We start from the raw sequence: 21094 nt of genomic DNA on the forward strand, positions 1-21094 counted from the left end.
GAAAGCTAAATCATTAGCAGATGAACTTATAGATATGACCTTGCCTTACAAAAACTATATAAAGACAATTACTGCTGACAATGGTAATGAATTTTCAGACTTTAAGCGAGTTGAAAAGAAATTGAACCTACAATTTTTCTTTGCTCATCCTTATAGTTCTTGGGAGCGAGGTCTTAGTGAACACACCAATGGTCTTGTACGGCAATACATACCAAAAAACACTGATTTTAAAGATATTACAGATAAAGAAATTAAAAAATATCAATATAAAATTAATAATAGACCAAGAAAAGTATTAGATTTTGAAAAACCTAAAGATTTATTCTATCAGAAAGTAATCTGAAAAATTGCACTTGATGGTGGAATGGGCGGTATAACTTTTTTTGTTAAAATATTAGGCAATATCAAAAAAATGCTGTAATATTGCGCCATAATTTTAATCTCATAATTTTACACACTATGGATGCACAAAAAGTGGATATGTTTATCGTAACTAATGGTAAATTTTTCAGACCTGAAATCGTTCCTCAAATTCGTGAAAAGCTTCTTTCTTTGGACGAATCAAAATGGGTAATGCTACAAACGATACAATTTAAAGACCCTACAACTTCTCTCCTCATTTCTATTTTTGCAGGACATTTGGGCATTGACCGTTTCTACATAGGCGATGTAGGTATGGGAGTTGGTAAATTACTTACTTGTGGTGGTTTGGGTATTTGGACGATTGTGGACTGGTTCCTAATTATGGACGCTACAAGAGACAAAAATGCGGAATTATTAGCTTCAGCACTTAGTTACTAATTGACGACTAAAAAGTTCTATACTTTCATCACACTCCTATGTCTTGCCTGTTGGGGGTGGCTACTTAGCCACTATGTTTTTCACGGACAGGACATAGGGGTTACTGTTTGTGCAATAAAGAATGTTACGGGGTACCCCTGTCCGTCGTGTGGTACCACGCGGTCGGTTGAGGCTTTTTTTGAAGGACACTGGGGAGAGGCGTTACTGACCAATCCGCTTGGGGTATTGGCATCGGTATTACTTATCATTACTCCGTTATGGTTACTTTATGATTTATGCAGAAAGAAAACTACTTTGCAGGGAGCTTACATAAAGTTTGAACAATTCTTTAAACGCCCTTACGTGTATATTCCCTTTTTTATTCTCATAGTGCTGAACTGGATTTGGAATATTTATAAAGGTTTATGATAGAAACTAAACAATTAAACGAACGCATCAGCGATGGTGACAAGGAGCGCGCTGCCAATAGCTATATAATGTCAATAGTGGCTATTATGGCAGGAATGCCTTTGCCTATCATCAATCTACTGGCTACCATATTCTTTCTGGTGGCACATCGCAAAGGCTCTTTTTTTGTGCGTTGGCATTGTTATCAAGCCTTCGTTTCACAACTCTTCTTATTTTTTGTAAACACCACTACTTTCTGGTGGACTGTATCAATAGTATTGGGGAGTAATTTAGTAACTAATGCTTATATTGCTTGGCTGATTATAGCCTTTATCTTTAATGTTTATGAAATTATAGGCACGTTTTATTCTGCCATAAAGATACGCAAGGGCGAACATTTATCGTGGTGGTTTTACGGTGATATTGTGGATTTAATAGTGAAAAAATAATGAATAAAGTAATATCAAGAGGCACTATTTTACTGTGTATTTTCTTTGGCGGTTGGTTTTTACTGCAACAAGTAAACTGGTTGGAGATTTTTAAGATTAACCCGCTGATAAGGAATGAATATGTGAAGAAAATAGAGGTGAAACTGGGTGAAATGATGTTTGAGGACTTCACGAGCAGAAACTCGGTGGTAGACGATAGCCTTGCAGTAGCGACTATCGACAGTATGGTGACCAAAATATGTAATGCTAATAACATCGACCGGAAGGAGCTGAAAGTGTACTTATTAGATAGTGAAGAGGTAAATGCTTTTGCTTTGCCTAATCACCAACTGATGATTTATACAGGACTTGTAAAAAAGACCTCAAGCCCAGAAGCCCTTTGTGGGGTGATTGGGCACGAGCTGGCGCATATTGAAAAGGATCACGTAATGCAGTCGCTTGTAAGAGAATTAGGGATAGGCACTTTGTTTGCTATTATTTCGGGGCGGTCAGACCTTTCGATGATTACAGAAGTAGGCAGAATCGTGTCTTCGAGTGCTTTTAACCGAAATATGGAAAAAGAAGCCGACCTTGTGGGACTTACCTATATACAAAATGCGAAGATAGACCCTAAACCTTTTGCTGAGTTTATAGGGGTGATAGATGATAAAAATACTCCGCCTTCGGCATTTAAATGGGTAAGCACTCACCCTTTCCCAAAGGATAGGAAAGAGTATTTGCTACAAAATATCAGTAAACAGCGAACTAACTACAAGCCTGTTATCTCTTCATCTACTTGGGAGACATTCAAGGAAATCATAGAGGAAGAATAATTATGCGACTCTTAGCTATAGACTACGGAACCAAACGCACAGGCATTGCTGTAACCGACCCTCTGCAAATCATCGCTTCGGGGCTTTGCACAGTAGAAACCCCTACCCTACTGGCTTTCCTAAAACAATACACTGCCGAGGAAGCCGTAGAAGCCTTTGTGATTGGGCAACCTAAACGAATGAACAGTGAGGATTCCAGCGTAGAGGCTGAGATACAAAAGTTTATCAGTAAGTTACAACAGGAGTTTCCAGAGATACCTATCCACCGTCAAGACGAGCGGTTTACCTCCAAACTTGCTTTCCAAACAATGATTGATAGCGGACTTAAAAAGAAACAACGTCAAAACAAAGCATTGATAGATGAAATAAGCGCGACTATTATCCTTCAAAACTTCTTAGATAAACAACATTAAATAATATGACAACTCCTCCTAAAGCTAAACAACGCCCCCATATATTCACCGAATTTGGCAACAAACGCACTGATAATTACTATTGGTTACGCGAGCGCGAAAACCCTGAGGTTATTGCTTATTTAGAAGCCGAAAACGCCTATTATCAGGCGCAAACAGCACACACCAAACCTTTGCAAGAAACGCTCTTTGCCGAAATGAAAAGTCGCATCAAAGAGAACGACAGTTCTGTGCCTTACTTTTACAACGGTTATTGGTATCAAACTCGTTATGAAGAAGGAAAGGATTACCCTATTTATCTGCGCTACAAGGAAACGCTCGATGCTCCAGAAGAAGTGCTTTTCGATTGTAATGTGATGGCTAAAGGCAAAGCCTACTTTCACCTCGATAGCTTTGCCATAAGCGACGACAACCAGTGGGCGGTTTTTGGGGTGGATACTGTATCTCGCCGGCAATATACGTTGCAAATCAAGAATCTCAGCACAGGTGAAATACTGCCCTATAAAATCAAAAATACCAACGGACAAGCGATTTGGGCAGCCGATAGTCGTACCATTTTCTACGTGAAGAACAACCAGCAAACCCTGCGTTCTTTCAAAGTATACCGCCATATTTTAGGTACTGACCCCAAAGACGATGTACTGATTTTCCACGAAAAAGACGATACTTTTGATGTATTCGTCTACCGCGAGAAGTCTCGCAAATACCTTGTGATAGGCAGCGAGAGTACTCTTACATCTGAATATCAAACCTTGAATGCCAATACCCCTCACGAGGCTTTCAAAGTATTCCAACCACGCACACGTGGCTTGGAGTACGATATCGCTCATTATGAGGAGTATTTTTATATTCTCACCAATAAAGACAGTGCGACCAACTTCAAACTGATGCGTACCCCCGAAAGTGCTACAAAATCAGAGCATTGGGAAGAGGTAATAGCCCATCGTCCCGAAGTACGCCTCAACGATATCGAGATTTTTAAAGATTTCTTAGTAGTCGAAGAAGTGTACAACGGCTTAGAACGTATACAAATACGCTCGTGGGATGGCTCAAAAACGCATTACCTCCCCTTTGATAGCGAAACTTATACTGCCTATACTACTCAAAATGTAGATTTCAACACCGAATGGTTGCGCTACAACTACCAATCATTAGCTACCCCTGCCTCTATTATAGAATATAATATGCGCACTGGCGAAGAGCTCCTACTAAAAGAACAAGAAGTATTAGGCGGGAACTTCAACAAAGATAATTATATAGAAGAACGCCTTTGGGCAACTACCCCTGACGGAGTGAAAGTCCCTATTTCGCTCATCTACCGCAAAGACATAGTGAAAAATGGGCAAAATCCTTTGTTACTGTACGGTTATGGATCGTACGGAGTAACCATCAATCCTTATTTTTCTACCACCCGTTTGAGCTTGTTAGACCGCGGTTTTATCTATGCTATTGCACATATCCGCGGAGGAGAGTATTTAGGTCGCCAATGGTATGAAGATGGCAAACTCCTCAAAAAGAAAAACACATTTACCGATTTTATCGCTTGTTCTCAGTTTCTCATCGCCGAAGGCTACACCTCTCCCGAACATCTATTTGCCGAAGGTGGCTCGGCTGGAGGTTTGTTAATGGGTGCCGTAGTGAATATGGCACCACAATTGTATAAAGGCATTATCGCCTCTGTACCTTTTGTAGATGTGGTAACCACAATGCTCGACGACAGTATTCCGCTCACTACGGGCGAATACGACGAGTGGGGGAATCCTAATAACGAGAAATATTACAATTATATGCTCTCCTATTCGCCTTACGACCAAGTGCGAGCCCAAGCCTATCCAGCAATGTACGTGAGTACCGGTTTGCACGACTCACAAGTACAGTACTGGGAGCCCGCCAAATGGGTAGCCAAACTGCGAGAACTCAAAACCGACGACCATCCGCTATATTTAGACACCAATATGGAAGCTGGTCACGGCGGTGCCTCAGGACGCTTTGAAGCCTTAAAAGAAACTGCAAAAGAATACGCTTTTTTATTGGAATTAGAGGAAAATAGATAAACAAAAAAGGAATGTTTGTGTAAACATTCCTTTTTATAAAAGATACTACTCTATTAAAAATAAAATAGCATTTTATTTAATTTTTACTACTCTTCGTAGAAATTAATTTCAGAGAATCCCATCCAATAAGAGGAAGCGTTTTCATCATTAACAAAGTTTCCTACTGATAGACGTATAAGAGGAATAGCTTTTTTAAAGGTTATTACAATATCACCACTACCGTTATAAGTTATAGTTCCTTGATATTGCTCACTTCCTTGTGTCATACCAGCATACGCTGATATATTTTTCACTTGGTTCCCTGATATAGGTTTCAATACTACTGATTTTATAAGTCTTACTTTAGGAAAAGTAAAGTAATAATAAGCGCCATCTCTCACATAAGAATAGGTATTTTCATCTCCATCTAATAGAAATCTTGGAGAGTAATATATGTCTCCATAATAAGAAGCGATAATACCTTTTCTATCTATTATTTTACCTGATGGTTGAGTGCCCACTTCTACATTATCATTTGATGAGACTAACTCTTTAATGTCGAAATTCACAAAGAGTTTGTTATTACTCAATTCTTGTTCATTGCCTGAAGCATCTTTTACTACATATTTGAGAGGTAATGCGTATTCTCCCTTATTAGTAAAAGAATCTTCATTTAGATTGAAAGTAAGTTTTTTGCTTAACGCATCGAAATTATCTTCGGGGAGAGTTCCTTCAACTCCTGCAGGTGCGAGGGTTCTACCACTTAGCACAGCACTATCATCGCGCACTAAGGCTACTTTAAGTTCTGTTGGGAGTTCATAGCTACTCTTTATAGTGAAAGCGACTTCCTTATCACTATTCCCTATATAAACACTACCATTGTAGTAGCCTAAAAGTTTGGAAACAACTTTAGATTCAGCAGTGATTTTTATTTCTTCAGGGAAGACTTTTAGTACAAATACATCTTTTCCTTTAGGAAGTGTAAGACCGCTATCGGTTATTTTTAAGGCGTAAGGCAAAATAACTTTTTTGTTAAAATTAGAGTTATTGCTAATAGTAAGCGTGAAAGTAACAGAAGTTTCACCTTTGCTAAGGGTTTTGGTAGCTTCGCTCAACTGAACAAGGTTAGCATCACCTAATTCAAAACCTGAATAATTAGCTTTTACTTTGTCGTAAGCTGATGCATCGTAAGCAAATGATACTTGAACATCCTTATCATAAGGTTTATCAAGCAATCTTACTTCTACTTCCTTAGTGTAATTTCTATTGATTGTAACATTACCAAAAGAAAGCATTGGCAGTTCGGCCACAGTAGGACGCAAATAGATATAGTTAAGACGAGGGTCATACCCTAATTGGGTACGAATATCATCGTCTTCTATTTTTTTATCAATTTGCCACGTAGTGCTTTCGTTTTTCTCGATAGTAATCTCCTCTTTTTTACAAGAGACTAAAACAGTCAAACAGAGAGCAACTATTAAACTATTGAATATTATTTTTTTCATTGTATTTATTTTTTTAGAGGCTACTCTTTTATAGAATAGTCACATTGTTATTATATTATTCTGTTTCTAAACCTACAGCAGGAAATTTTATATTCTCTTTCCATTCTACAGTAGGTGTAAAGGTTGCTTCATCAATATCGGATACATAAGAAGGACCATCTTGTATTCCATCAGGAGAAGATGCAGTACCTTTTCTATAGATAGTAGTATTGTCATACTTACTCATATCTTTAAAACCTTCTTTTTTGTTGATAGGTAAATAGACTATCAATCCTTTACTATCTGGGTCGGCAGGCAAATATAAACCATCTACGATTTCAGCATCGGTAAGTACTCTGTTCCATACTCTAAATTCACGGAAATAGCGATTAGCAGAGTAAGATGTTTGAGTATTTTCGATATTGATGCGCATACCTGGAGAAACTTTTAAGCTAGGGCGTTGATAGGTTTTGACCAATTTACCATTGATATACAATTTAAGGAAAGAATCCTTGTAAGTAAAGGTGATTTGTACCCATTTTTTTATAGCAATATCAGTAGTTTCTGCCCAGTCGTCGGGGCTATCTCCCCCACCATTTTTCACTTGTATTTTACCAGCATCGATACGAGTATAAGGTAACATTTCGCCTTGGAAAAGCGACATATTTACATTAACTCGATTATAAGCGTGGAATTCTTCAAATAAGAACATCCCTTGTATAGTAAATTCATCACTTCCTTGAACATTGTCGGCTACTTTTACTCCTAAAGCATAACCTTGTTTTATTAAAGCTACTGAAGTTTTAAACGGACGATTAAGGGCTACTACTACATCCTTATTAGAAAGAATAGGCAAAGAGGCAGAAACAATACGTAATGGAATAGCGTATTTAACTCCCATTGGGAAAGTGTTGTCATCCAACGGACGTACTCTCACTCCTACTTGCACAGAGGCTTGCCCTGGTTTCAAAGTAATATTCAAAAGACCATTAGTAGATTTGTTCGCTGTGTTACCTTCTTCATACAATTCGTATTCTGAAGCGGGCAACATTTTGTAATTAGTGGCATTTTTCTCGTTGTATTCGGGAAAAAAGTCGGTAGCAGCAATGGTAATAGTTTCATTGCGTTCTCTTAAGTTAGACATACGCACTTCAAACTTAGTACTACCCGATTCAGTAGATTTAGCAAAGCTCACACTAGCATTGCTGCTATTCATATATACAGCTGAAATACTTCCAAGACTATTATTATTGTTATTGTCTAATTTTTCTTGACAAGCGGTGAGTCCTAAGAATAGAACTACACTCGCTAATTTTATGATTGTATTTTTCATTGCAATAAAATATTAAGGGAGAATAATTGTAGGTTCCTTTTCTTTATATCCTGAGTAATCAGGACGTGGATTAGCTATACGGATAGCTTCACGAGTCCAAGCATAGTGCAAATATTTACGTTTAATATTATTTTCTTCAAGATACTTTCTAAAGTGAGGGTCACTTTCATTAGTTACAGCGTAATCACTTTGTCCGTGGTATGCTGCTAACCCCCATACCTTTCCTGCTCTTACAGCTTTACCTTTACCTATCATTACATTAAATTTACCTGCTTGATAGTTAGCTCCAGCAGAGTTATAATACTTACCACCCAACTCACTTAATACAGGAGTAGACCAACCTGGTGAAGGAGTTTCATCTTCAGAACCATAATTTTGCAAGAAATGCTTGTCAAAATATTTTTCCATAGTTCCTGTTTTGAATATAGAGGCAATGCCTTGTGGAATATCACAACAGAAATAATAACGTTTGGTAAGATAGTTAGCTGGCAAATAAGATTTGAAACTATTAATATACTCAGCTTCTTTAGGGTGAAATCCTGGCGTACTTGCTGTAAATAAAGCTTTAATATTAGCTTCGCGTTCTGCTTGGGTAGTTACTGCTCTATTAGCTCCTATAGGACCAAAGTATTTAGCCATTTCTTTTACGAATTTGGCAATATTCTCGTACTCACCATTAGCTTCTTTTACCATCAAAGGAATTTCTTTTTTGGCAGCTTCTCCTGTAAGAGTGTTATTGTGGTCACCCCCTGTTTCCCAGTCTACATCATAACCATCAAAATCCATAGCGATGATATAGCGCGCTAACTCACGAGCATAGATCTCTGGCCATTGGTTATAGCATTCAGCATAAGGATATTTGTTATGAAAGTCTTGACTACCTGACACTCCTTCTTTGGTAGTGGGTAAGCCTAAACCTACACTTGGAGTTTGCCAACACATCAAGATAGAGCCTCCCTTTTTGTGAAAAACCTCAATATCTTTCTTGTGAAACTCAGTAAGGGTTTCGGGGCGCATATTAGTACCTCCCCAAATAGAAAGCGCTACTATCGAGTCGGGTACAGCTTGTAACCAGCCACGTGCAATGCCTTTTACAGGTTGCCAAGTAGGCCCATCAAACCAAAAATATACCATAGGCACCTGACCGCCAGCTTCACCTGTATTGAGCCACGCTTTTTGTTTGTACTCGCGGAGCTGAGCCCAATAGGCTTCAAGAGCTTTTTTGTTCTCTTCAGTACGTTCGGCTTCAGCGAGCCATTTAGCAGCGTCTCTTTTGTTCTTTAAGTCCTCTAATGCCGCTCTTTCAAAATCTTCGGCATTCGACTCTATTTCTGTCCACTTACTACAGCTTGTAAGTCCGATAGTAAGGGCTAATAGTGTGTATACAAATTTTTTCATCGTATTTTACTTTTAAATTTATTTAGTTTTTTTGTCCCACCATACGTTAGTAGCAGCGTTATCAGTACCACCTAAGAGGCTTTGAGCAGCTGTAACGTTTTCTCTGTTTTGTTTAAATTCATTTTCAGGGAATGGGAAACGACGCATACCGAAATCTTTACCAGAAGCAGGGATATTTTGCACTCCTACATTGGTTCTGTTTAAAGCGGCTGTAAACATACGAGGGTAGCCCGTACGACGCCATTCACTCCAAGACTCGAAACCATTAGGATAGTTAGCGAGGTATTTTTGAGTGATAATTTGCTCTAAATGGTCTTCAGTACTACCGCTGGTGAGCCATTTTTTATCAATAGTGCTCGCTGCACTGATGTTGTAAACAGAGTTTTTAGGGTCGGCATAGTTAGCGGGTTGAGCGCTGCTATTGTAATAGCTTTGCGCTTGAGCAGCAGTTAAACCATTTTCGGCGAAAGATACTTCAATACCTTTTTTGTACAAATTTTCGGCAGTATCGTTAGTATACCATCCTATCAAAGCAGCTTCGGCGAGTAAGAATTGTACTTCGGAAGCGCGCAACCAATAGGTAGGAGTAGTTTGTACTACAGTAGGTACTGAGAAGTTTTTGTAGACAGCTACATCGGTGGTAGGGTCGATACCAGAGCGTACAGCGTAGAAATCGGAGGTTTGAGTATCGGCAGTTGCTTTGGTAAAGTATTTAGCCATACGAGGGTCGTTATATCCTTTTAGATAAGAATAGATAGTCGCCCCCATTTTAAGCTCTCCATAACCTAACATAGTTACCAAGGAATGGTCGAAAATATATTTACTAGAGGTTACTAACTTACCTGCTTGAGAATCGTCTTCAATAAGTCCACCAAGATTCGTAGTAGCTTTGATTACATATTGTTGAGCGAGCGCTTGGTCGGCAAAGCGTACGCGCATTGCTAAGCGCAACATCAATGAATTGGCTAAGCGTATCCATTTAGCAGTATCACCTTGGTAGACAGGGTCGAAGTTTTCTAACACTTTGTTGTTAGCTCCATATTGATTGAGTATGGTTACTGCATCGTCTAATTCTTTTAAGAAAGATTTGTAAACTTTTTCTTGGCTATCGTATTTAGCTTTGATTTTACCAGGTTCCATATCACTATAAGGGATAGGACCAAAGAGGTCGGTAGCGCGATGCATAGCCATTATTTTTACGATTTGTGCTAAAGAATAAGCAGCTTGGCTTGTCAAATCTTTAGGGGTATACACCAATTTACCATTTACAGTTTGGACATTGTGCAAGCGGTTTTTAATCTCAAAATAAGGGTTCATCACTTTTGTAATAAGTGTAGAGAAAGTACCATTGGCACGGAAGTCGGACACATAGTAACTGGTTTGGTTATTACCATTATCCCAGTGATTACGCCCTGGAGAGAAGTAACCTACCCAGTTATCAGTACTCATATTTTGTACTACTTGATAGTCGTTAGCAGGGCCAACACCTACTCCTGTAGGGATCGGGCGTTGTACCAGCTCGGTAAAATATCCACCAGAGGCATAGCCACCACGATTGATATCTTCATCGGTAGGTTGTGTTTTATTAGTATTTACATCGGCAAAATCTTTAGTACAAGCGCCGAGTAATATACCTGATAATGCTACAACTGCTATATTTTTATTGAATATTTTCATTGTTTTGTCGTTTTTGAATTAGAATTTAATTTTCAAGCTCGCACCGTAAGTAGCTGCACTTGGAGTCATAAAAAACTCAGTAGTAGCATAGGTACCTACACCATAAGTAAGTTGAGGGTCGAAAGGAGCTTTGTTGTAAATCATCCAAAGGTTAGTACCAATGGCACCAATTGTTACGCTTTTTACTTTATCCCAGAAGTGTTTACCATCTATAGTATAGTTGAGAGATACTTCTTGGAGGCGTACATTAGTAGCGTCGTAAGAGTAATAACCAGGAAGGTCTTTAATGGTATTGTAGTATTTTTGAGCGTCGTATTTTTTACCGTTCACTACTACCCCACGGTTATCACGAGCATCGGCAGAAGCTTTTGATACTCCATAAGCATCGAGCATAGGTTGTGTACCTGCTAAAACGATACCTCCAAAGCTACCGTTGAACAAGAAGCTCAAATCGATACCTTTATAAGAAAGGGTGTTGCGCCATCCCATTTGGAAATCGGGGGTAGAACGACCTAATTTTACTTCTTGAGTTTTATCAAATTTGTATTGAGAAGCTTCTTCGATAAGATCACCGTTCACATCGCGGAGCAATACACCTCTTACTACAACATCGGACATACTACCTCCTTCGCGCAATACAGTGCTACCTTTGCGCACTTCGGTAATATCAAATAATTCACCTGTGAAAGGATTGTGGTAACCGCGAACTAATTCTTTTATTTCGTTCACATTGCGTGAATAGGTAAGAGTAGAATTCCAGTTGAGTTCTTTGTTAAGGAATTCTTTATTGTAATTTACTGACAACTCAATACCGCGGTTTTCAACGTTACCTGCTTGCAAATAGAAAGAAGAGTAGATAGAAGAAGCGGACAATTGTTGTTCAAAGAATTGATTATAAGTGTTAGATTTGTACAAAGTCAAATCTACTGACAAGCTATTACCGAACAATTTGGTATTTAAACCAGCTTCCCAAGAAGTAGTGCGTTCAGCTTTAAATTCTGGATAAGGATATACCTTATTAGTTTTCAAGCCGTCGGCAGTAAGTTCGTGAGTAATAGTACCTGGAGTAATACCTGTTTTGCTGATAGGAGAACCTACCTCAGTATATGAACCGCGTACTTTCAAATAGTTGATAAACTCAGGCAATTTTGTCATTTGAGAAATCACTGCTGAAAGCCCTACAGAAGGATAGAAGAATGAAGGTTCGGCAGAGTTTACCAGTTGTGAAGACCAGTCGTTACGACCTGTAGCAGAGAGGTATAACATACCTTTATAGCCAAGTTCAGCACTTGCGAATACCGCTACGTTTTTAGCGCGAGAATAGCTCTGACCTGAGCCTCCTCGTTGAGGGTCGAAGTTAGTTGTTGAGAAGAGGTTAGGCAAACGGAACAACACGCCTCTTGCTGAAAGACCTGTGCTATAACGGTCGTTATAACTTGAACCTACGTTAGCTGTTAAAGAGAATTTTTCGCCAAAGTTTTTATTGACGTTAAACATTATATCGGCATAAGTTTGCTCATCTTTAGTTTGGGTATTAGCATAAGAACCGTTGTTGTTAGGCCCCCATTCAGTTTTCCAACCGATTAAGAAGTTGGTAGTGCTGGCATATAGTTTTTCTTCAGCAGTACCGTAGTCGTTATCTAAACGCACACGCCCTGTAACATTCAACCAATCGAGGATATCGTATTTCAAAGAAGCCGACATCATATAGCGTTTCTTGTTGTTCAAAAAGAGTTCTCGGTTCGCCACCCAATAAGGATTTTCGGAGAAGTAACTGTCAACTCTATCAGAATAAGGTTGGTATCTTTCATAAATACCTCTTGAAGGGTTGTAGCGTTCATAAGCTTGTACATCGCGATAATCCATACTGCGTGGCATTAAATACAAACCTACTAAGGGGTTGAAATAACCACCTCCCGCCATCATATTACGGCTACCTTGGCGGATAAAGTTACCACTTACATCTAAGTGCAATTTATCTTTAGCAAAATTAGCAGTATTGCGCACCCCTACATTGTAACGATAGTAAGCATTGTTAGGAATGAGACCTTCGGCATTGGTTTGTGCAGCCGATACAAAAGTTTGGTTTTGAGCGTTCCCTGTAGAGAAGGTAACAGAGTTCATAAAGTTTGTACCTGTATTGAAGAATTTACGAGGTTCGAAAGTAGAAGGTGTTGCTAATTTAGCACCCCAGCTTTTATCTCCATTGCTACCATAAGTATTTTGGAATTCAGGTAATAATATAGGAGTCATCAACTCTACACTGCTAGATAGGTTTACTTCAGTTTTACCCTCTTTACCTTTTTTAGTGTTGATAAGGATTACCCCGTTGGCAGCTTCACTACCGTACAAAGCTGCTGCCGAAGGACCTGTAAGTACGTTGATACTTTCGATATCCTCAGGGTTGATATCTGAAATACCTTCTCCTCCACCTGGGCGACCGAAGTTATTACCTCCGCCATCACTTTGTTTGTTGAAGAGTGGCACCCCATCAATTACATAGAGCACACCGTTATTACCGTCCAATGATTTGAGACCGCGCATTACCACTTTGGTAGAACCACCTACCCCAGAAGAACTACGTTGGATATTCACCCCCGCTACTTTACCGTTGAGGCTATTTACCACGTTCACGTCTTTCACTTTGGTAAGTTCTTCCGACTTCACTTGTTGTACGTTATAACTCAAGGCTTTTTCTTGGCGTTTGATACCCAAAGCGGTTACCACTACTTCACCAAGTTGTTGTGCTTCTTCTTGTAACACCACATCTAAAGTAAGAGTACCGCTCGCTTTCGTAACTTTTCTTTGGAGAGTACTATACCCCAAGAAGCTGTACTCAATAGTTTCATTGGCAGCTGCTTGTAGTTCATACTTCCCGTCAAAGTCAGTTGAAACACCACGTGTTGTACCTTTAATCACAACACTTACACCTGGCAGTGGCATACCATCACTGCCTGTAACCGTACCAGTTACTTTCGTTTGTGCCATTAGCGCACCGCTAAACAATGCAAAAACGAACATTAGCATTGATATTTTTACTTTCATTACTTTATTGAATAAATTAATTTGGGCGCAAAATTAGGAATATTTTAACATAGCGCAAATTTTTTACCTTATTTTTTTTCTTTTTTTTCTCTTTTTCTTTATTTCAAAAACATATATTATTGATAATCAAATAGAATCAAAAGTACTAATTTTATATTTTTCTCCTTCAAAAATCTTCAAAGATTAAAAAAGACTCCTATTTTCGCTTATTTTATTAAAGAGACACTCATCTTATATAGCTACTTTTTAAATATATTTAATTATTACGGTTAAAATAGTTTACACATTAACTTAAAATCTTTTTTCTAAATCAACACTCCATTCTTAATATTTTCTTAAAACAAATGTTAAAGTCTTCTCCCCTTCATCTCAGCGTCATTTCATCACTCCCTTTCAAAATCGCAAACCACTATTCTTCTCCCCTTTTCCCGACCATACACCTTACCAAAGTTTCTAATTGCTTTTCGTACTACAACCTTTTACAAAGTCAAAAACTACCAATAATACTCTTTTTATCTCTACCTTATCTTTAACTCAGCTTCACTTTTTCTTCGTTCATTCTTCGTCTTTGCATCGCTACAATTCCCCTTTTGGAGGTAGCCAGCGATAGCTGGGTATGTGTAAGGAGGAGGTTACCTTTGTCTTTTCTATATCTGTCCGTGTAACTCACTCTGTCTTTTATTCATTATAGACCCACTGTAGACCCACTGTAGACCCACTGTAGACCCACTGTAGACCCACTCATTATTCAATTATTCTATAAGCTTTGTACAATCCTCCCCCAATTCCACCATTAACCACTAACCACCAACCATTAATCATTGACCATTAATTCAAAAATTTGTTCATTTGCTAATTATTTTCTACTTTTGCCTACTGATAACTAATACTTGTAATCATAATAATGAATAAAAATGCTGTATTAGGGTGGGCAACCCTCATAATGATAGTAGTAGGCTTAGGGCTTATCGCCTTAGGAGCCTTCAAATACAACGAAGTAGCAGGCTTTGGATTCGGAGCGGTAGGCATTGGCTTTTTCGCTATTGCTTGGGTATTCAACGCCCTCAAAGGAAGAGTATGACAATTTAATAATTTATTAATGTGATAATTAGCAAATGTACATACCCTACTCATTTGCTAATTTACTAATTTGCTAATTAAAAAATTATGAATATACCAGAACAATTTCAAGTAAAACCCTTTCGCCAAGACACTTACCTTATCGATGGCGAACTCCGTGAGTGGAAAGGTGAGTTCACCAATATCTATTCCACTATTTCTTCTACTGAAAAGTATGAACGCACCCTCTTGGGTAGCGTGCCTTCGTTAGGCAAAGCTGATGCTTTAGAAGCCCTTCATTCGGCTACTGAGGCTTATAACAAAGGTAAAGGTTTATGGCCTACAATGAAAGTAAAAGACCGTATCTCCGCAATGCTTAAATTTGTAAAACAAATGGAAAAGCAACGCGATGAAGTCGTAAAACTGATGATGTGGGAAATCGGCAAAAACCTGGACGACTCGCGTAAGGAATTTGATCGTACCGTAGAGTACATCTACGACACTATCAATGCTTATAAAGAACTCGACAACCAGTCGTCTAAGTTCGTACAACGTGATGGAGTCTATGCCCTTATTCGTCGTGGCCCCTTAGGGGTTGTACTCTGTTTAGGCCCTTATAACTACCCACTGAATGAAACCTTTGCACTGATTATCCCTGCGCTTATTATGGGCAACACAGTGATTTTTAAGCCCGCTAAACACGGGGTATTACTCTTCACACCTCTATTGGAAGCCTTCCAAAACTCCTTCCCTCGTGGGGTGATCAATATTCTTTACGGACGCGGTCGCACCGTTGCACCACCCATTATGGAGAGTGGTAAGGTAGATGTATTGGCACTCATAGGCAACAGCAAGACAGCTATTGCACTGCAAGACCAGCACCCTAAGAAAAACCGCTTGCGCCTTGTCTTTGGGTTGGAAGCTAAAAACCCTGGGGTAATACTTCCTGACGCCAATCTTGATTTGGCAGTAAACGAATGCGTGAAAGGAGCTTTGTCTTTCAACGGACAGCGTTGTACAGCACTAAAAATCCTCTACGTGCACGCCAAGATAAAAGATGAGTTTCTCAAGCGTTTCGCCGAAAAGGTAGATGCGCTCAAGTTCGGTAATCCGTGGGACGAAAAAGTAGCTCTCACTCCCCTACCCGAGGTCGATAAACCTGCTTTCTTACAGGAACTCATAGATGATGCTCTTGCCAAAGGCGCTACTATTCAGAATAAAAAAGGTGGTCAGCGCACTGATAACTTCATCTTCCCTGCGGTACTTTATCCCGTTACCAAGGAAATGCGAGTGTATAACGAAGAGCAGTTTGGTCCCCTTATTCCAGTAAAACCGTTCTCCAATATCAACGAGATTATAGATGAGATTTCCGATTCTAAATACGGACAGCAAATCAGTCTGTTTGGCGAAGACCCACACGAGCTCTCCCCTCTCATCGATATGTTGGTGAATATGCTCTGCCGTGTGAACCTCAACAGCTTGTGTCAGCGAGGCCCCGATGTATTCCCTTTCACTGGTAGAAAAGACTCTGCTGTGGGTACCCTAAGCGTACACGATGCCTTGCGCTCGTTCTCTATCCGCACTTTTGTATCGTTCCAAAACAACGACTACAACGACAGGATAGTAGAGAACCTCCTCCGCACCGGCGCTTCTAACTTCATCAACACCGATTTCATTTTATAAAGTATATTTATAAGGTATATAAAAAAGCAGGTTGCTAATTAGCAACCTGCTTTTTTTTCCGTGACCGCAAGAGGAGTCGAACCTCCAACCTTCAGAACCGGAATCTGATATTCTATCCAGTTGAACTATGCGGCCTCTTTTAAACTATATATTACTAAGACAATAATCTCTTTACAATCTCCGAAATGAGCTTGCCATCAGCTTTGCCTGCCAATTGTTTGGTGGCTACACCCATTACCTTGCCCATATCCTTAGGCGTAGTAGCGCCCACTTGGTTAATAATCCCTCTCAGAGCAGTTTCTACTTCTGCTTCACTGAGTTGAGCCGGTAAGAACTTCTCTATCACCGCCATTTGGGCTAATTCAGGCTCAGCTAAGTCATTCCTACCTTGCTGTGTGTACAAAGCCGCACTGTCCTTGCGCTGTTTTACTAATTTTTGCAACAGTTTAAGCTCATCAGCTTCCGAAAGTTCTTCGGCAGCCCCTGCTTCTGTTTTGGCTAACAAAATAGCCGATTTAATAGCTCTCAACGATTCTAATGCCACTGTGTCCTTGGCTTTCATCGCTTCTTTGAGAGCCTCCATTACTTTAGTTTGTAAACTCATAATTTTTCAGTGTTTTGTGGGGCAAAAGTAATGCTATATTTATAAACTGCCAACTTTTACCTCTATTTTTTATTTCCAACGGAGGCTTTCCATTATCCTCCTCACATCTTTTTCTAAATAATTACTCGCAGGTTGTACCGAATCGTAATTAGGAACCACCCTAAAATACACCGAACCTGATATAAAATGACGCACACTATCGGTAGCGTAAAACTGTGCTTGCGAAGCTGCATTGCCATACACTTGGTAAAACATACCGTATACTTTGGTCGTATCGTTCACAAACGCTGTCGAAACAATATTATCTGCCTTAATCGTATGGTCATAAGTAAACTTCTGTGCATCACTCAGCAACTGACGAATATTGCCATTCACATTTTTATAAGTGAGATAAACCGTAGCCTTCATCGCAGGATATTCTATATTAACATCACACGAATGGGGCTTGTACTTCAATTCCGATAGCGTATTTACCTCAAAAGTAAACGGACAATTAGGCAATTCAGTTACTTTCTGATACGATGCTTGCGGGTATTCCAATCGCAATACCCCCTTAGGCTTAGGCAATATATCAGTACCACAAGCTACTAACAATAGCACTACACTACTCAACAGACTATAAATAAGTTTTTTCATACATCACACTAATACCAAAAAACCTCAGCCACTTATGCTAAGGTTTTTCAGTGTAAAAAAGTTTTTATAATGGGTGAAAAATTATTCTACAGGTTTTTCTTCTGCTTTTACTTCTTTTTTCTCACCGCCTTTTTCGTGGCAAGACTTTTTGCCATCTTTCTTACCGTCTTTTTTGCAACAAGATTTCTTTTTGCCATCTTTATTGCACTCTTTTTTCTCGCCGTCTTTATCGCAAGATTTCTTCACTTTCACTCCTCCGTTACCATCTTGGTCTACGATAAGGCTTTTAGCGATTTGATTTACATTAAGGGTCATAGCCCCTACATTAGTACTAAATGCAAACATTACAAATGCTGCAACAATTAATTTAAAAGTGTTCTTCATACAATTTTATATTTAGTTATTAATTTTCTGTTTATCAATATATTTCCATTCTTATCCCAACATCGCATACCCCATTGTAGCAACGCCTATTTCCACATTAGGTACGGTTTTCAGTAGCTCATAACAGTTTGTGAGCGTAGCTCCTGTGGTCACCACATCATCTACCAAAAGCACCTTCTTGCCTTCTATTCTATGAGTGTTTTGAAGAGAAAATATATGTTCACTCTCCTTCAAACGTCGCCACACTACTTTTCGGGTTTGCGTAGTATTAGCTTCAATTTTCACCAATACATCATCTATATAATCGATGTGTAATACCGAAGCCAATGTCCTGCCAAACAAGGCGACTTGGTTGTATCCTCGCTTGCGTTCTTTACTTTTGTGTAAAGGCACAGGCAACACCACCTCAGCCTGCTGAAATAGGGGCACATTCTTTATCTTTTCACCGAGCCATTGCCCTAACCACTCCCCTATCTGCTCTTCTCCTTTGTACTTCAAAAGATGTATCAAATGTTGTGCCATATTGTCCTTTTTAAAGTAAAATAATGCAGTAGCCGCAAACACTTCGCACTCTTCTGTTAGTCGCTGGGTAAACAAATTTTCCGCCTGCAAATGAAAGTTCGTTTCTTCCAACTTTTCTCTACAATTTACACACAAAAAATGCTCGCCTGTAACCAATAATTTTCCACAACCCCTGCAATAAGCAGGTGATAACACCGAAAGTATATCCGATAAAATCATAATTCTTTTAGCTAATAGGTCGTTAATAGCTTCCTCTTAAATCCGCCTCCTCTCCTTCCGTTCTTCGTTCTTTGTTCGTTCATCGTTCGTCTTTTGTTCATTATCTGCCCGTGCGGCTCGCACCTGCCCGTGTGGCTCGCACCGTTGTTTATTGGTTTATATGTATGAACTTTGCCAAAGTTTGAAACTTTGGCAAAGTTGAAATCCACTAATAACCTTCTTTTTATCTCTGCCTTAGCTTCAACTTTCCTCCTACTTAGGTTCGTTGTTCCTTCGTTCATCGTTCGTCTTTTGTTCGTTGTAGACCCACTGTAGAGCCACTGTAGACCCACTGTAGAGCCACTGTAGAGCCACTGTAGACCCACTGTAGACCCACTGTAGACCCACTCTTTGTCCATCTGTCCTATAAGCTTTGTATAATCCTCTCCCAATTTCACTATTAACCATTAATGATTAACCACTAACCATTAATCTAAAACTTTTTCGGCAAAGATACTCCTTTTTCCAAAAAATAATAGTACCTTTGTCCAATTATTTTTGATCTGAAACAAAACTTAATCTATTTTTACAACTGAAAATCAATTGAATATATGGCAAATACAGACGATCAATTCAAAAAAGTTATTGCTCACGCCAAAGAATATGGCTTTATTTTCCCTTCAAGTGAAATCTACGACGGTCTTGGTGCCGTGTACGATTATGGTCAAAATGGCGTTGAACTAAAAAAGAATATCCGCGAATATTGGTGGCGCGCAATGGTGCAGATGAACGAGAATATTGTGGGTATCGATGCTGCTATCTTTATGCACCCTACTACGTGGAAGGCTTCTGGGCACGTCGATGCTTTCAACGACCCTCTTATCGATAACAAAGACTCTAAAAAACGCTACCGCGCCGATGTGCTCGTAGAAGATTATGTCGCTAAACTCGACGATAAGATTGAAAAAGAAATCGCTAAAGCTCAAAAACGCTTCGGCGATGCTTTCGACCGCGAGCAGTTTATAACTACCAATCCTCGTGTGTTAGAATACAAAAAACGTGGCGAAGAAATATTACACCGCTTGGGTAAATCGCTTGAAAAAGAAGACCTCGCCGATGTAAAAGCCCTTATTGAAGAACTCGAAATTGCCGACCCCGAAACAGGTTCACGCAACTGGACAGATGTAAAGCAGTTCAACCTAATGTTCGGCACCAAAATCGGCGCCTCTGCCGATGCCTCTATGGATTTATACCTACGTCCCGAAACCGCTCAGGGTATTTTCGTTAACTTCCTAAACGTGCAAAAATCCGGACGTATGAAAATTCCTTTTGGTATCGCCCAAACGGGTAAAGCCTTCCGCAACGAGATTGTGGCACGTCAGTTTATTTTCCGTATGCGCGAGTTCGAACAAATGGAAATGCAATTCTTCATCAAACCAGGTACCCAACAACAATGGTATGAGTACTGGAAAGAAACCCGCCTCAAATGGCACCTTTCGTTAGGAATGGGAGAGGAAAACTATCGCTACCACCCACACGAAAAGCTCGCCCACTACGCCGATGCTGCTTGCGATATCGAGTTCCGTTTTCCTTTTGGTTTCAAAGAATTAGAAGGTATCCACTCTCGTACTAATTTCGACCTCGGTAACCACGAAAAGTATTCAGGCAAAAAAATGCAATACTTCGACCCCGAAGAAAACAAGAGCTATACTCCTTACGTACTCGAAACCTCTATCGGGCTCGACCGTATGTTCCTTGCAGTATTCTCCAACTCATTGCAAGAAGAAGCATTAGAAGGAGGAGATACTCGCACCGTATTGCGTTTGCCTTTTGTGTTGGCACCTACCAAAGTAGCCGTATTGCCATTGCTCAAAAAAGACGGACTTCCAGAAGTTGCCGAGCAAATAGTAAATGAGCTAAAATACGATTTCAATGTAGCTTACGACGAAAAAGATGCAGTAGGTCGCCGTTATCGTCGCCAAGATGCGGTAGGTACACCTTTCTGCGTAACCGTCGATCACCAAACTTTGGAAGACAACACCGTTACCTTACGCCACCGCGACACTATGGAGCAAGTGCGCATTGCCATTCCCGAATTGCGTAACACTATTGCCAAAGAAGTGGATATGCGCAATTGGCTTCACAAATTAGATACGAAGTAAGAGATAAGAGGTAA

Annotated in this window: 20 protein-coding genes and 1 tRNA gene; 10 read left to right on the forward strand and 11 right to left on the reverse strand. The window is 39.6% G+C overall.

Annotated elements, in window-relative coordinates; genetic code table 11:
• From HMPREF1320_RS04595 to HMPREF1320_RS04625, 7 genes are all read left to right on the forward strand, one after another.
• A partial coding sequence (locus tag HMPREF1320_RS04595; RefSeq protein ID WP_009417300.1) for an IS30 family transposase occupies positions 1 to 343 on the forward strand: 343 nt, incomplete at its 5' end.
• A 116-nt stretch (positions 344 to 459) separates the two neighbouring features.
• A complete protein-coding gene (locus tag HMPREF1320_RS04600) occupies positions 460 to 801 on the forward strand; it encodes a TM2 domain-containing protein (RefSeq protein WP_009417595.1) in 342 nt (113 codons plus the stop codon).
• Entirely contained in the window at positions 802 to 1209 is a 408-nt protein-coding gene (locus HMPREF1320_RS04605; protein WP_034554152.1) for a DUF2752 domain-containing protein, read from the forward strand.
• Positions 1206 to 1637, forward strand: coding sequence for a hypothetical protein (locus HMPREF1320_RS04610; protein ID WP_009417672.1), 432 nt, complete (start codon positions 1206 to 1208; stop codon positions 1635 to 1637). The genes HMPREF1320_RS04605 and HMPREF1320_RS04610 overlap by 4 nt, the downstream gene beginning before the upstream one ends.
• Positions 1637 to 2449 carry a M48 family metallopeptidase gene (locus tag HMPREF1320_RS04615; RefSeq protein WP_009417621.1) on the forward strand — a complete coding sequence of 271 codons (813 nt, stop codon included), beginning with the start codon at positions 1637 to 1639 and terminating at the stop codon, positions 2447 to 2449. The genes HMPREF1320_RS04610 and HMPREF1320_RS04615 overlap by 1 nt, the downstream gene beginning before the upstream one ends.
• A gap of 2 nt (positions 2450 to 2451) precedes the next feature.
• On the forward strand, positions 2452 to 2862 hold the full coding sequence (gene ruvX / locus HMPREF1320_RS04620) for a Holliday junction resolvase RuvX (protein ID WP_009417678.1): 411 nt from the start codon (positions 2452 to 2454) through the stop codon (positions 2860 to 2862).
• Between the two features lie 5 nt (positions 2863 to 2867).
• Positions 2868 to 4916, forward strand: a complete 2049-nt coding sequence (locus tag HMPREF1320_RS04625; RefSeq protein ID WP_009417597.1) for a S9 family peptidase — start codon at positions 2868 to 2870, stop codon at positions 4914 to 4916.
• A gap of 86 nt (positions 4917 to 5002) precedes the next feature.
• Here the strand turns inward: HMPREF1320_RS04625 and HMPREF1320_RS04630 are convergent, their stop codons facing one another.
• From HMPREF1320_RS04630 to HMPREF1320_RS04650, 5 genes are read right to left on the reverse strand one after another with little or no spacing between them, the layout of a single operon-like run.
• Positions 5003 to 6400: a BT_3987 domain-containing protein gene (locus tag HMPREF1320_RS04630; protein WP_009417593.1), complete on the reverse strand. Its 1398-nt coding sequence runs from the start codon at positions 6398 to 6400 to the stop codon at positions 5003 to 5005.
• Between the two features lie 55 nt (positions 6401 to 6455).
• Positions 6456 to 7712, reverse strand: a complete 1257-nt coding sequence (locus tag HMPREF1320_RS04635) for a DUF1735 and LamG domain-containing protein (RefSeq protein WP_009417634.1) — start codon at positions 7710 to 7712, stop codon at positions 6456 to 6458.
• Positions 7713 to 7724: 12 nt separating this feature from the next.
• Entirely contained in the window at positions 7725 to 9110 is a 1386-nt protein-coding gene (locus HMPREF1320_RS04640; protein WP_009417663.1) for a glycoside hydrolase family 18, read from the reverse strand.
• 18 nt (positions 9111 to 9128) lie between these two features.
• Positions 9129 to 10787, reverse strand: coding sequence for a SusD/RagB family nutrient-binding outer membrane lipoprotein (locus HMPREF1320_RS04645; RefSeq protein ID WP_009417608.1), 1659 nt, complete (start codon positions 10785 to 10787; stop codon positions 9129 to 9131).
• An 18-nt stretch (positions 10788 to 10805) separates the two neighbouring features.
• Positions 10806 to 13832, reverse strand: coding sequence for a SusC/RagA family TonB-linked outer membrane protein (locus HMPREF1320_RS04650; RefSeq protein ID WP_034554157.1), 3027 nt, complete (start codon positions 13830 to 13832; stop codon positions 10806 to 10808).
• A gap of 904 nt (positions 13833 to 14736) precedes the next feature.
• On the opposite strand from HMPREF1320_RS04650, the gene HMPREF1320_RS11510 reads away from it, so the two are divergent.
• Positions 14737 to 14913, forward strand: coding sequence for a CAL67264 family membrane protein (locus tag HMPREF1320_RS11510; protein WP_002675432.1), 177 nt, complete (start codon positions 14737 to 14739; stop codon positions 14911 to 14913).
• Positions 14914 to 14999: 86 nt separating this feature from the next.
• Positions 15000 to 16574: an NADP-dependent glyceraldehyde-3-phosphate dehydrogenase gene (locus HMPREF1320_RS04655; protein WP_009417614.1), complete on the forward strand. Its 1575-nt coding sequence runs from the start codon at positions 15000 to 15002 to the stop codon at positions 16572 to 16574.
• Positions 16575 to 16635: 61 nt separating this feature from the next.
• Here HMPREF1320_RS04655 and HMPREF1320_RS04660 read toward each other — a convergent pair.
• From HMPREF1320_RS04660 to HMPREF1320_RS11515, 6 genes are all read right to left on the reverse strand, one after another.
• Positions 16636 to 16709, reverse strand: a tRNA-Arg gene (locus tag HMPREF1320_RS04660).
• A gap of 19 nt (positions 16710 to 16728) precedes the next feature.
• Positions 16729 to 17178: a GatB/YqeY domain-containing protein gene (locus tag HMPREF1320_RS04665; protein WP_009411286.1), complete on the reverse strand. Its 450-nt coding sequence runs from the start codon at positions 17176 to 17178 to the stop codon at positions 16729 to 16731.
• Between the two features lie 69 nt (positions 17179 to 17247).
• A complete protein-coding gene (gldD, locus tag HMPREF1320_RS04670) occupies positions 17248 to 17814 on the reverse strand; it encodes a gliding motility lipoprotein GldD (RefSeq protein WP_009417699.1) in 567 nt (188 codons plus the stop codon).
• Positions 17815 to 17895: 81 nt separating this feature from the next.
• Positions 17896 to 18198, reverse strand: a complete 303-nt coding sequence (locus tag HMPREF1320_RS04675) for a hypothetical protein (RefSeq protein WP_002675425.1) — start codon at positions 18196 to 18198, stop codon at positions 17896 to 17898.
• A 51-nt stretch (positions 18199 to 18249) separates the two neighbouring features.
• The gene (locus HMPREF1320_RS04680; protein WP_009417648.1) at positions 18250 to 18939 is read right to left on the reverse strand and encodes a ComF family protein; all 690 of its coding nucleotides are present in this window, start codon (positions 18937 to 18939) and stop codon (positions 18250 to 18252) included.
• 11 nt (positions 18940 to 18950) lie between these two features.
• The gene (locus HMPREF1320_RS11515; protein ID WP_198006261.1) at positions 18951 to 19220 is read right to left on the reverse strand and encodes a hypothetical protein; all 270 of its coding nucleotides are present in this window, start codon (positions 19218 to 19220) and stop codon (positions 18951 to 18953) included.
• A gap of 309 nt (positions 19221 to 19529) precedes the next feature.
• On the opposite strand from HMPREF1320_RS11515, the gene HMPREF1320_RS04690 reads away from it, so the two are divergent.
• Entirely contained in the window at positions 19530 to 21080 is a 1551-nt protein-coding gene (locus HMPREF1320_RS04690; RefSeq protein WP_009411283.1) for a glycine--tRNA ligase, read from the forward strand.
• Positions 21081 to 21094 lie beyond the last annotated feature (14 nt).

This window comes from Capnocytophaga sp. oral taxon 335 str. F0486 (assembly GCF_000277665.1).
GTDB lineage: Bacteria > Bacteroidota > Bacteroidia > Flavobacteriales > Flavobacteriaceae > Capnocytophaga > Capnocytophaga ochracea.